General features: G+C 68.2%; 10 protein-coding genes. 9 read left to right on the top strand and 1 reads right to left on the bottom strand.

Annotated features, from left to right (window positions below; genetic code table 11):
• The first annotated feature begins 308 nt into the window (after positions 1-308).
• The 8 genes from NNI01S_RS36585 (at position 309) to NNI01S_RS24875 (ending at position 8,899) form a co-directional block, all read left to right on the top strand.
• Positions 309-398: an Ms4533A family Cys-rich leader peptide gene (locus tag NNI01S_RS36585; protein ID WP_321210233.1), complete on the top strand. Its 90-nt coding sequence runs from the start codon at positions 309-311 to the stop codon at positions 396-398.
• 203 nt (positions 399-601) lie between these two features.
• Positions 602-1,648 (top strand): sulfate ABC transporter substrate-binding protein, encoded by a 1,047-nt coding sequence (locus NNI01S_RS24905; protein ID WP_063022564.1) that lies wholly within the window; start codon positions 602-604, stop codon positions 1,646-1,648.
• Positions 1,649-1,777: 129 nt separating this feature from the next.
• Complete coding sequence (gene cysT, locus NNI01S_RS24900) at positions 1,778-2,578, top strand: sulfate ABC transporter permease subunit CysT (protein ID WP_063022589.1); 801 nt, start codon at positions 1,778-1,780, stop codon at positions 2,576-2,578.
• A 67-nt stretch (positions 2,579-2,645) separates the two neighbouring features.
• The gene (gene cysW, locus NNI01S_RS24895; protein WP_063022563.1) at positions 2,646-3,452 is read left to right on the top strand and encodes a sulfate ABC transporter permease subunit CysW; all 807 of its coding nucleotides are present in this window, start codon (positions 2,646-2,648) and stop codon (positions 3,450-3,452) included.
• Positions 3,449-4,444 carry a sulfate/molybdate ABC transporter ATP-binding protein gene (locus NNI01S_RS24890; RefSeq protein ID WP_063022562.1) on the top strand — a complete coding sequence of 332 codons (996 nt, stop codon included), beginning with the start codon at positions 3,449-3,451 and terminating at the stop codon, positions 4,442-4,444. Before cysW ends, NNI01S_RS24890 begins: the two co-directional genes overlap by 4 nt.
• A gap of 578 nt (positions 4,445-5,022) precedes the next feature.
• On the top strand, positions 5,023-6,135 hold the full coding sequence (locus NNI01S_RS24885) for an Hsp70 family protein (protein WP_245676359.1): 1,113 nt from the start codon (positions 5,023-5,025) through the stop codon (positions 6,133-6,135).
• Between the two features lie 154 nt (positions 6,136-6,289).
• Positions 6,290-7,306: an AurF N-oxygenase family protein gene (locus NNI01S_RS24880; RefSeq protein ID WP_439956144.1), complete on the top strand. Its 1,017-nt coding sequence runs from the start codon at positions 6,290-6,292 to the stop codon at positions 7,304-7,306.
• A 6-nt stretch (positions 7,307-7,312) separates the two neighbouring features.
• A complete protein-coding gene (locus tag NNI01S_RS24875; RefSeq protein ID WP_063917647.1) occupies positions 7,313-8,899 on the top strand; it encodes an FAD-dependent oxidoreductase in 1,587 nt (528 codons plus the stop codon).
• A gap of 64 nt (positions 8,900-8,963) precedes the next feature.
• Here NNI01S_RS24875 and NNI01S_RS24870 read toward each other — a convergent pair whose 3' ends face one another.
• On the bottom strand, positions 8,964-9,725 hold the full coding sequence (locus tag NNI01S_RS24870; RefSeq protein WP_063022559.1) for an SDR family NAD(P)-dependent oxidoreductase: 762 nt from the start codon (positions 9,723-9,725) through the stop codon (positions 8,964-8,966).
• 535 nt (positions 9,726-10,260) lie between these two features.
• Here NNI01S_RS24870 and NNI01S_RS34745 point away from each other — a divergent pair.
• Positions 10,261-12,387 (top strand): Hsp70 family protein, encoded by a 2,127-nt coding sequence (locus NNI01S_RS34745; RefSeq protein WP_063022558.1) that lies wholly within the window; start codon positions 10,261-10,263, stop codon positions 12,385-12,387.
• Positions 12,388-12,420: the final 33 nt, after the last annotated feature.

Genomic DNA, 12,420 nt, shown 5'->3' with positions numbered 1-12,420 from the left:
GCCCTGCTCGTGCTCATCGTCGTCGCCTGGCTGGTCACCCGCTGACGGTCGGTTTGTGGCCGGAGACAGCAGCCGGTGCTGGCGTTCTTGCAGCAAACCCCGACAGTGTGCGCAGCACCACGTCGAACCCCGTCGGTGACCGCGGAGTAACCAGGGCGGTGCGGTCGGCGCGATGCTCCCACCTGCGGATGCTGATGCCGGGGAGCTGGGCGCGTACGCGATCCGGACTGCTGGTCATGGGATGAAACCCCCCTCTTCCTGGGACTCTTCGATTCGAACTCCGTCGTTCGCTCTGATAAAGTCTGCCCGTGTCTTCGAGCGCCGTCCCGCAGGTCCGCCATGAATTGGCGTTGATTGCTGTCGGTGATCTCGCGGTCGCGGACGTCTACTGTCGCTGATCGGCAACCGGGCACGTCCGCGTCTCGTTTCCCAGCAGACTGGCGCGCTTCTCGCAGATGTGCCCGCCTCCAGGCGGCCCGTTGGGGCCGATAGTCGCCGCTGCCGTATCGCTCGACCCGGCAGGTCTGCTGAACCAAGAAGATGGTCGCCGCCACCGATGTTCTACCGGAGAAATGGCGGTCCGCAAGAAAGGTCCACCCCGATGGCTCGCAAATCTTGGCTTTCGCCGCGCCGACGCTACAGCGCCGTTGCCCTCGCCGCACTCGCGGCGGTCGCGCTAACCGCGTGCGGCGGCGGAGCCAGCGATACGGTCGGGGGAGGCGCTTCCGATGGCAGCGGCGGCACCCTGAACCTCTACGCCTACGCCGTGCCGAAGCCCGGCTTCGACAAGGTGATCCCCGAGTTCAACAAGACCGAACAGGGCAAGGGCGTCCAGATCCAGCAGTCCTACGGCGCCTCCGGTGACCAGTCCCGCAAGGTGAAGGACGGCGCCGAGGCCGACGTGGTCAACTTCTCGGTCGAGCCGGACATCACCCGCCTGGTCGACGCGGGCCTGGTGGACGCGAGCTGGAACGCCGACGCCACCAAGGGCATCCCGTTCGGGTCGGTGGTCGCGATCGTCGTGCGCAAAGGCAACCCCAAGGGCATCAAGGATTGGGACGACCTGCTGAAGCCGGGCGTCGAGGTGGTCACCCCGAACCCGTTCAGCTCCGGGTCGGCCAAGTGGAACCTGCTCGCGCCGTACGCGGCCAAGAGCGACGGCGGCAAGAACCCGCAGGCAGGCCTGGACTACCTGAGCAAGCTGGTCTCCAAGGAGCACGTGAAGGTGCAGCCCAAGTCCGGCCGCGAAGCGACCGAGACCTTCCTGCAGGGCACCGGTGACGTGCTGCTGAGCTACGAGAACGAGGCGATCTTCTCCGAGCGCAACGGTGATCCGATCGAGCACTTGGTCCCGCCGGTCACGTTCAAGATCGAGAACCCGGTCGCCGTGCTGAAGAACAGCAAGAACCAGCAGAAGGCCGTCGCCTTCCGCGACTTCCTGTTCACCGCCGAGGGGCAGAAGGCCTGGGCCGCCGCCGGTTTCCGTCCGGTCGATCCGAAGGTCGCCGCCGACTACGCCAAGGACTTCCCGACCCCGCAGAAGCTGTGGACGATCGCCGACCTCGGTGGCTGGAAGACCGTGGACAAGGACCTGTTCACCGCGAACACCGGCTCGGTCGCCGTCATCTACGACAACGCGACCAAGTGACCAGGTGACCCCCGTTACACCGGATACTGGACGACTGTGACTACGAGCAGTAACGCCGGGACCGCGCAGGCAGCCGGTCCCGGCGTCTCCGACCCCGCGCGTCCGGACCGCCGCTGGAACTGGTCGTGGCTGCGCGTCACCGGCTCGGTGGGCCCGCTGGGCATCGCCACCGCGGTGCTGTGGCTGAGCATCATCGTGCTGCTGCCGTTGGCGGCGCTCACCGTGACGAGCTTCGAGGACGGGTGGTCTGGTTTCTGGGACGCCGTCACCGCGCCTGCCGCGCTGGACTCGCTGCGCATCACCGTGCTGGTCTCGGTGGTGGTGGCGGTGATCAACGTGGTGATGGGCACGCTGATCGCCTGGGTGCTGGTCCGCGACCGGTTCCCCGGCAAAGGCGTCGTCAACGCGCTGATCGACCTGCCGTTCGCGCTGCCGACCATCGTGGCCAGCATCGTGCTGCTGTCGCTGTACGGTCCGCAGAGCCCGGTCGACATCCACTTGAACGCTACCCAGCCGGGCCTGGTGGTCGCGCTGGCGTTCGTCACGCTGCCGTTCGTGGTGCGTTCGGTGCAGCCGGTGCTGATCGAGGCCGACCGTGAGGTGGAGCAGGCCGCGCTTTCGCTGGGCGCGAACAACTGGACCACGTTCCGCCGGATCGTGCTGCCCGCACTGACGCCGGCGATCATCAGCGGTGGCGGGCTGGCGTTCGCCCGCGCCATCGGCGAGTACGGCTCGGTGGTCCTGATCGGCGGCGCGATCCCGCGCAAGACCGAGATGGCCTCCCAGTACATCCAGAAGCAGATCGAGATCGACCGGCCGGTGAACGCGGCGGCGGTATCGGTCGCGCTGCTGGCCATCTCGTTCGCGACGCTGCTGGTGCTGCGGCTGCTCGCCGAACGCAGCGCGCGCAAGGAGCAGGCGACTCGATGAGACACGATCGCGCACAGCGCCCGGCGTCGCCGGAGCGCGGACATTCTCGCGGGACGGAGCGGTCGCGATGAAACTGCATCCGCTCACCCGCATCTCGTTGCGGACGGTGGCGCTCGGCTATCTGTTCGTGCTGCTGGTCCTGCCGCTGGTCATCATCCTGTGGCGCACGTTCGAGCGGGGTATCGGCGCGTTCGTCGACTCGATCACCACGCCGGCAGCGATCTCGGCATTCCAGCTGTCACTGCTGATCGTCGCGATCACCGTCCCGGTGAACGTGATCTTCGGCATCGTGACGGCGCTCGCGCTGGTTCGCGGTAAATTCCCGGGGCGCAACCTGGTTCAGGGCATCGTGGACCTGCCGTTCGCGGTCTCGCCCGTGGTGGTCGGTGTGTCGCTGATCCTGCTCTGGGGCGCGGGCGGGTGGTTCGGCGGCCTGGAGGACGTGGGCTTCAAGGTCATCTTCAATCTGCCGGGCATGGTGATCGCCACCATCTTCGTCACGCTGCCATTCGTGGTACGCGAGGTCGAGCCGGTGCTGCACGAGATCGGCGACGATCAGGAGCAGGCCGCGGCCACCCTGGGCGCGTCGAAGTGGCAGACGTTCTGGCGGATCACGCTTCCCGCGATCCGATGGGGCCTGACCTACGGCGTGGTGCTCACCGTGGCCCGCGCGCTCGGCGAGTTCGGCGCCGTGATCATGGTGTCCTCCGCGCTGCCGGGTAAGTCGCAGACGCTGACGCTGCTCGTGCACGGCCGCTACATCAACGACCACAACACCTTCGGCGCCTACTCCGCCGCGACCTTGCTGATGGGCATCGCCCTCGTCACCCTTCTGCTGATGACCATCCTCGAACGTAAGCGGGGCGCAAAGTGATCACCGTGACCAACGCGAACAAGAACTACGGCACGTTCGCGGCCCTCGATGACGTGACCATCGACATTCCTTCCGGCGAACTCACCGCGCTGCTAGGGCCTTCCGGCTCGGGCAAGTCGACGCTGCTGCGCTCGATCGCCGGACTGGAGTCGCTGGACTCCGGTGTGGTCAGCATCGCGGGACGCGACGTCACCCGGGTGCCGCCGCAGAAGCGCGACATCGGCTTCGTGTTCCAGCATTACGCGGCGTTCAAGCACATGACCGTGCGCGACAATGTGGCGTTCGGCCTGAAGATCCGCAAGCGCCCCAAGAACGAGATCAGCAAGCGCGTCGACGATTTGCTCGGCATCGTCGGCCTGGACGGGTTCCAGCACCGCTACCCGGCGCAGCTGTCGGGCGGCCAGCGCCAGCGCATGGCACTGGCCCGCGCGCTCGCCGTCGATCCGCAGGTGCTGCTGCTGGACGAACCGTTCGGCGCGCTGGACGCCAAAGTCCGTGCCGATCTTCGAACCTGGCTGCGCAGGCTGCACGAAGAGGTCCACGTGACCACCGTGCTGGTCACCCACGACCAGGAGGAGGCGCTGGACGTCGCCGACCGGATCGCGGTGATGAACAAAGGCCGCATCGAGCAGATCGGCACTCCGGAGGACGTGTACGACCGGCCGGCCAACGAATTCGTCATGTCGTTCCTCGGTGCGGTGGCCCGGCTCAACGGACATCTGGTGCGTCCGCACGACATTCGCGTGGGTCGTGACCCCGGCATGGCGCTCGCCGAGCACGAGGGCACCGCGGAGTCCGCGGGTGTCACCAGGGCGACGGTCGAGCGCGTGGTGCATCTCGGCTTCGAGGTGCGCGTGGAGCTGCGCAACGCGGCGACCGGCGACTTGTTCGCCGCGCAGGTCACCCGCGGGGACGCCGAAGCGCTGCGGCTGTCGGATGGTGAGACGGTGTATGTCCGTGCCACCCGGATTCCGGAACTTCCCGCCCACTAGGTATTTTCGCGGGCAATCGCATCCAGGGAGTGCGAACGAGCGCGGCGCTGAAAGATTGCTGCGCTCGTCGAAGTGGGAGTGGCGACGGGGCTCTCCACGCGCTCCCGTGCGGATCCAGGGCGGGTGGCGATGTGGCAGCGGTGCGGACGGTCCTCTCGGCCCCCGGCGAGCGGTGCTGATGTCGGTTGCTGCTGCCGGTCCGGCGTCCCAATCTGATCGGCTAACTGTCGGCACCGGTCCGGGTGGTCACATCAAGGAGAGTCTCCGCATGTGGAGCGCTATCAATGGGGCGAGGCCCCTGCGATAGCCGGAAACCGGCAAACCTCCACCGGGCATGATCGATCCGCGCGTGTCCCAAGGAAACCCGACTGGACGGCCTGTGCAGCGCCGCATGGCCAGGTGAGCGCCCCGGAGATCGCGGGAACGGCGTGGCGAAGCACAGGCGGCTTGCGGACAATCGGTTGTCCGGACTTGGCACGAAGATCGCGGAGTGGTTGCCTAAACGGCGTTCGAAGCAAATCGGCACGGCGATCGGGTGGATTGCGATGGCGGTTGGTCTCGGGTTGAGCATCGGTACGGTGAACACGGTTTCGGTTCTCGCGGAGGAAGGTTCGGCCAAGGCTCCGCCGGGACGACGCAAAACGCAGCGGGCGCAGACCATCACGCGCCGCACCACGCTGACCTTCGACAGCACCGGCGTCGCCCGGGTCGGCATGATTCCCCGGCACGGCCGCGCGGTGACCGAGTTCGCCGACCTCACGCAGCGTTCCAGCACGTGGGCGCGGGTGGGCAATCGCGCGCTCGCACCGGCCGACCTAGTCGCCACGGTGGCCAAGTGCCTGATCGACGAGGTGCTGCGGGATCATCCGGGGTGCGGCACCGGCCTCGGCATCGCGGTGACCTATCCCGCCCGCTACGCCGATGAGCAGGTGGACGCGTTGCGCGCGGCGCTCGACGGCGTCGAACTCACGCAGGTCGCGCTGGTCGCCGAACCCGTCGCGGCGGCGGCCTGGCTGGAAGCCGATCGCGGACCGCTGATGCCGGGGTTGACCCTGGTCTACGATCTCGGCGGCGCGGGGCTCGACGTCACCTTGGTCCGGGTGGGCGCGGGATGTCCGAGCAACCCGATCGTCGGCGTTCCGCTGCGTTCCACGGAATTCGGCGGCCGCGCGTTCGGTGCGTTGATCGCCGAGCGTGCCGGGCAGGGCCTGTCCTCGCCTTCGTCCTCGGTCTCGGAGGTGGTGGCCGACACGATCGCCGGAGAACTCCGCGTCCGGCATGTCCGGGAATCCCTCGAACTCGTCTACCGCTGCCTGCGAGTGGCGGACGTCACCATGGCCGATGTCGATCGGGTCCTGGTGGTCGGCGGGGCGGCGCGGCCGGCGGAGGTGGCCGAGGTGCTCGCCGCGGAACTGGCCAGGCCGGTGATCGCGGCCGCGGATCCCGAGCGAACCACCGCCGACGGCGCCGCGATCATCGGCCGGAGGGCGGCGGTGGTGGCCGAGGCGGTGGCCGAGCAGCGCCGGGCCAGGCGCAGGCGCGTGCGTCGTCGTGCTGCCACGCGCGCCCTGATGTTGTCGCGGCGAACCCGGCGCAGGCTGGGCCGGGTGGTCGTCGTCACGAGCATGTCGGCGGTATTCGGTTTCGGAACGTCGATCCTGGCGGCCGGTGACGGGGTGCTGGTGAGTTAGGCGCCCGGTCAGGGCTGCGATGAACCGGGGCCGTCCGGCGGTGCGCGTGATGAGGGCGCGCATCGCCGGGCGGCCCTAGCAACTGCTGGGTTGACGTGACTCTCCGTTGGTGTAACTATGGGATACAGTTAAATGGTTCCATCGAGGAGAGGCAGTGACGACGATGTCCGCAGCCGTGACACCAGCCGTCGATCCCGATCTGGAGAAGGCGCAGGAGTACGCCGCGAAGCTGCTGCTGCTCTCCGAGGGATCGGTCAACAAGCATTTCGATCCTTTCGAGGACATCGATTGGGACAACCCCGACTTCGCCGCCGACGCCGGTGAGGAGCGCTGGATCCTGCCCGCGTCCGCCGACACCGTGGCGCGCCATCCCTGGTACCAGGCGCTGACCGACGAACAGAAGATCGCGGTCGGCAAGTACCGGCAGGCGAACATCGCCAAGGTCGGCCTGCAATTCGAGTCGATCCTGATCAGCGGCATGGTCATCCACAACTTCGGCCTGCCCAACGGATCGCCGGAGTTCCGGTACTGCTCCCACGAGATGATCGAAGAGCACAACCACACCCTGATGTTCCAGGAGATGGTCAACCGGATCGGGCTGGACGTGCCCGGAATGGGCCCGCTGGTCAGCAAGTTCAAGTACCTGGGCGCGCCGGTGGCCGCCTGGTTCCCGAATCTGTTCTTCATGGCCGTGCTGGCCGGTGAGGAGCCGATCGACCATATCCAGAAGCAGATCCTGCGCTCGGGTGAGGAGGTGCACCCGATCATGCGCGGCGTGATGGCCATTCACGTCGCGGAAGAGGCGCGCCACATCTCCTTCGCCCACGAGTTCCTGAAGAACCATGTGCCGGAGGCGAAGCCCGCGCAGAAGTTCATCCTCTCGCTGGCCATGCCGATCGTGATGTGGATCCTCGGCCGCGCGATCGTCACGCCGCCGCGGTCGTTCTTCGCCGAGTTCGACATCCCGGAGACGGTTCGCAAGGAGCTGTTCTACGGCTCGAAGGAGGCCAAGCGGGTCTTCAGCGACTATTTCTGCGATGTGCGTGCCCTGGCCGAGGACATCGGGTTGATGAACCCGGTGGCCAAGGCCGTCTGGAAGGCGCTGGGAATCGACGGTCCGAGCACCCGGTACCGGTCGGAGCCGCTGCGCGCCACGAGCAAGGTCGCCTGAGCCGGTATGCCGTACGTCGTCACCCAATCCTGTTGCAGCGACGCGTCCTGCGTGTACGCCTGCCCGGTCAACTGCATCCATCCCACGCCGGACGAACCGGACTTCCGGACGGCGGAGATGCTGTACGTCGACCCGAAGGCGTGCGTGGACTGCGGCGCCTGCGCCACCGCGTGCCCGGTCGACGCCATCGTGTCATCGAAGAAGCTGACCGCTGAGCAGAAGCCGTTCATCGAGATCAACGCCGATTTCTACCGGCAGGCGCGGCCGCGCCCCCTGCTGGCGCGACCGGTGCCCGCGGCACGGATCCACACCGAGCGCACGGCGCTGCGGGTGGCGATCGTAGGGTCGGGTCCCTCGGCGATGTACGCCGCCGACGAACTGCTGACCCAGCCCGACGTGTCGGTGACGATGTTCGACCGGCTGCCGGTGCCCTACGGGCTGGCCAGGCACGGTGTCGCGCCGGACCACGACAGGACCCGCAAGGTCGGCGAGCTGTTCGATGTCATCTCGGCGCAGCCGGGGTTCGGCTCGTACTTGAATGTCGATGTCGGCGCGCACGTTTCGCACGCCGAACTGCTCGACCATTTCCACGCCGTGATCTACGCGGTCGGCGCGTCGTCGGATCGCAAACTCGGCATCCCGGGTGAGGGCCTGGCGGGCACCGTGTCGGCCACCGATTTCGTGGCTTGGTACAACGGACATCCCGATTACGCGGACCGGGTGTTCGACCTGTCCGCCCGGCGTGCCGTGATCGTCGGCAACGGCAATGTCGCGCTCGACGTCGCCCGCTTGCTGACCAGTGACCCCGCGACGTTGGCCGGCACCGAGATCGCGCCGTACGCGTTGCGGGCGCTGCGCGAGAGCAAGGTCGACGAAGTGGTCGTGCTCGGCCGGCGCGGACCGCTCGAATCCGCTTTCACCGTGCCGGAATTCGTCGGCCTGCTCGGCTGTGATGTGGATATCGTGGTCGAGGGCGAGTTGCCCGAACTCGGCGCGGAACTGCCCTTCCATGTCGAACAGAAGCTACGGCTGCTGCACAGCGTGCGCACCCGGCCGGTGGGCGAGCGCAAGCGCATCGTGTTCCGCTACCTGTCCGCGCCGACCGAGATCCTGGGCACCGACCGGGTCACCGGCCTCGAGATCAGCCGTACCGAGCTGGTCACCGATCCGGACGGCCGCGTCCGCGCCGTCGCTACCGGGCAGGCCGACCGGTTGGACGCGGGCCTGGTGCTCACCTCGGTCGGTTACCGCGGCGTCGCCGTGCCGGGCGTGCCGTTCGACGAGCGGGCCGCGGTGGTCCCGAACGAGGAGGGCCGGGTGCTGGAGCGTCCGGGCGGCGACGTGGTCCCCGGCACGTATGTGACCGGCTGGATCAAGCGCGGGCCCACCGGCTTCATCGGCACCAACAAGTCCTGTGCGCAGGAGACGGTGCGGCACTTGGCCGCGGACTTCAACGCGGGTCGCCTGCGCGAGCCGGCCGAGTCCGCCGCGGACTTCGATCGGCTGGTACGGCTACGGCAGCCCGCGGTCCGGGCCGGGGGAGCGGTGCAAGCCCGCCCCGGCCGAGTTCGTCGCTTGCTGGCCCGCGCCTGACGAACCCCGCCTCGAGATACCTCGGCCGCGCCGGTATCTCGAGGCGGTCCCCACGGTGCGGGAGTCACCGTGCGGTGAAACCGCCATCGATGGCGAGCGCCGCGCCGGTGACGAAACTCGCTTCACCGCTGAGCAGATACGCGCAGAACGAGGCGACCTCCTGAGGCGTCGCGATACGGCCCAGCGGGTGCAGCGCCGCGATAGCGGCCTCTCCTTCGGGCGTCGCGCCCATGGAATTCCGGAACGCCGGGGTGTCGATCGCGCCCGACACGAGTGCGTTCACCCGGATGCCCTGATCGGCCGCCTCGAGCGCCACCGCCCGGGTCAAACCGACCACCCCGTGCTTGGCGGCCACGTACGGCGCCACCGAACCCATGCCGACCACACCGAGATTCGACGCGTTGTTCAGGATCGCGCCGCCGCCGGAGGCCGCCAGCGCGGGCACCTGATGCCGCAAGCCGTAGAACACACTGGTGAGGTTGAGTTCCAGGTCGGCACGCCAGCCCGCCTCGTCGATCTCCGCGACCGGACCGAAGGCGCACACCGCGCCCGCGTTGTTGAACGCCGCGTCCAAGCGGCCGTATTCGGACAGCGCGGCGTCGGTCAGCCGGGCCACGTCCTGTTCGACCGTGACATCGGTCGGCACGAACAGCGCCCGCCCGCCTGCCGCGCGGATATCGGCGGCCACCTGCTCACCCGCGTCCTTGCCCCGGGCGCCGAGCACCACCGCGGCGCCTTCGCTCGCGACGCGCAACGCCACCGCTTTGCCGACACCCGAGGTCGCACCGGTGACCAGGACGACCTGCTCCGCGAACCGTGTTGCCATCGTTCGACTTCCTCTCCGCTCTCGCGATCCCGCCTCCGTGGTGGGACCCGTTGTCGAGTCAAGCCGGACGCCTACGGCGATGCTGGCGATAATCGGACATCTAGTTGATGCGTCATTAATCGGCGTCGACATGGGTCTCTTCGAAGCGACAGCGGGAGCAATGATCTGGTTACCGACCGGTCGGTGCCTGTCGTGAGATGTGTTTTCGCTCGCCAAACCGGCGTCGGGTCGGATCGAGTCGACGATATCGAGATCGCTGTGTGATAGCGGAATAATCGGAAGCGCAGAATGATTCGCGTTGTCCAGCGGGCTGGACGGCATGGAGGACTCGTATCTACCTGGCATTTCGGACGACAATGGCGCTCGGACGAACAATCCGTATCAATTGCGCATCCACGTGGACGCGAAACAGCTAACCTGTGGTGGCTGTTTGGAAGACGACCGCGGCCACAGGGGACCGCCATGTGATGGACGTGGTCACGGTGCGTTGACGGGATAGCGAATGACTACAGGTCTGGGTTTCAGCATCGGTGCAGTGAACTCCGTGACGGCTTCGGTCAGCGCGGACCTACCACGGCCGGCGGTGCGGTCTCGGCGCACCGCGGTGACCTTCGACAGCGCGGGCGGACTGCGTCTGGGCGGGATTCCGCAATTCAGCATGGCGGTCACGGATTTCGCCGATCTCGCCCGGGACCCGGAAGCGGTGATCGTCGGCGGCCGCATCTGGTCGCCGGCCAATCTCGTCGCCGCGGTGGTCGGCGAGCTGCGGGCGGCTCAGCCGGGCGCAGCCGAGGCGGGCGTCGTGACCACCTATCCCGCAGTGTATTCCGACAAGCAGGTGGCGCTGCTGCGGCAAGCGCTGGACCTATCCGGGGCGGGGGATGTGCTCCTGGTGCCCGAGCCGGTCGCGGCCGCGGAATGGCTGGAGTTCGAGCGGGGACCGCTGAACACCGGCTTCGTCTTGATCTACGACCTGGGGGGCACCAGCCTCGACGTGAGCATCGTGCGCGTCGGTCCGGACTGGGACAACCATCCGATGATCGGGAAGCCGAAGCGTTCCTACGATTTCGGCGGCAGGCCGCTGGGATCGATGATCGCGCGATACGCTCCGGACGTGTCGTCCGCGGGACTGTCGATGACGTCCATCGTCGACATCGACGGGCTGCGCGTCGCACATGTGCAGGACTCACTGCAACTGGTCCGCGACTGCGTGCGGGAGGCGGGCATCACCCTGTCCGATATCAGCGGCATCCTGCTGGTGGGTGGCGCGTCGCGCCCCTCGGAAGTGGCGCGGACGCTCGCCGAACTCGGTCGCCCCGTGGTGATCTCGGCGGATCCCGGCCAGACGATCGCCGCTGGAGCCGCGCTCATGGCGGCGCGCACCATGGCGCTCGGCGCCTCCGACAGCCGTTCCTCCGCGCCTCGGGTGGCGGTGTTCTCCAGCGCGGCGGTGGTCTCCGCGGTCGCGATGTCGGCGGTCACGGTCTTCGGCGGCCCGACCGTTCCCGAGCTGTCGCCGCTGCTCGAGCGTCTGCCCGAACTCGGAGCGCCGACCGACAGCCTGCTGGTCGACGTCGGAAACGAGCAACTCGCGGATGCCTGGTCCTGGGTGACCGCGCCCAGCACATGGCACTCGGGCCGGGCTGTTCTCGCGCAGCGGACCTCGGCCTACACCCGGTTCGTCACACCGGCTCCGCGCAGCGCCGCCTATGGTCCTTCGGTGGCGGAGTCGCAGCCCGGCTCGCACCGTGACCCGCGGAATTGCTGTGCCCCGGGCGGATTGCGCTACCGCGGCTACGGCGATCCCGCCTACTTCGTGAATCCGCTACCGTTCGCGCCGGTTGTCCGTCCCGCCCCCGCAGACAGCGCGCAGCCGCCCGTTCCCGGGCAGCCTTCGACACCTGGTCTGCCGCAACCGGGGCAGATTCCGGGTCTTCCCGGCCAGTCGACCCCGCCGGGAACGCCGGGATCGAACGCTCCCGCACCGCAAAACGGATCGACGCCTGCGGAACCCGGCCCGGCTCCCGGCGGGACCACGCCGGGAAGCTCGGCGGGCAATCCATCGAGCGGGACGCCCGATTCTCCGGGTGCTGGATCGGGAACGCAGGGCGGCACATCCGAGGGGAGTTCCTCCTCCGGCGGTGCGAACACCGGGGGAGCGTCCTCGAGTGGTGGGACCGCATCGAGCGGGGGTTCAGGGACCGACTCCACCGCGAACGGATCCTCCGACGACTCGCCGGGCGGCGGGTCGTCAGGCGAGTCGACCGGCGCTTCTTCGTCGCATGGTTCGTCTTCGGGTGGGTCGACCGGCGCTTCTTCGTCGCATGGTTCGTCTTCGGGTGCATCCACCGGTGAATCTTCATCGGATGGTTCGTCTTCGGGCGCTTCGGCGGATGCGTCCACGGGCGGTTCGTCTTCCGGTGGGTCGACCGGCAACTCCTCGACGCACGGGTCGTCCTCCGCAGGGGCGGCCGGTAATTCGTCGACCGGTGGTTCCGCATCGGGCGGGCGTCCGGGCGGCGCATCGTCGGCGGGCGGTCATTCGGGTGGGAACTCCTCCGGCGCTTCGTCGTCCGGCGGCTCACGAGGCCGGTCCGGCTCGGTCGGCGGTTCGTCCGCGGGCGGCGGTGGCGCGGGCGGAGGCGGAGGCCGCGGTCGTTAGCGGCGACGGATCGGACGGCGAATCATCCGGCGC

The sequence above is a fragment of the Nocardia niwae NBRC 108934 = DSM 45340 genome, assembly GCF_001613465.1.
GTDB lineage: Bacteria > Actinomycetota > Actinomycetes > Mycobacteriales > Mycobacteriaceae > Nocardia > Nocardia niwae.
Note: the sequence above shows the minus strand (reverse complement) of the source record. Positions and strands in the feature narration are given on the sequence as shown.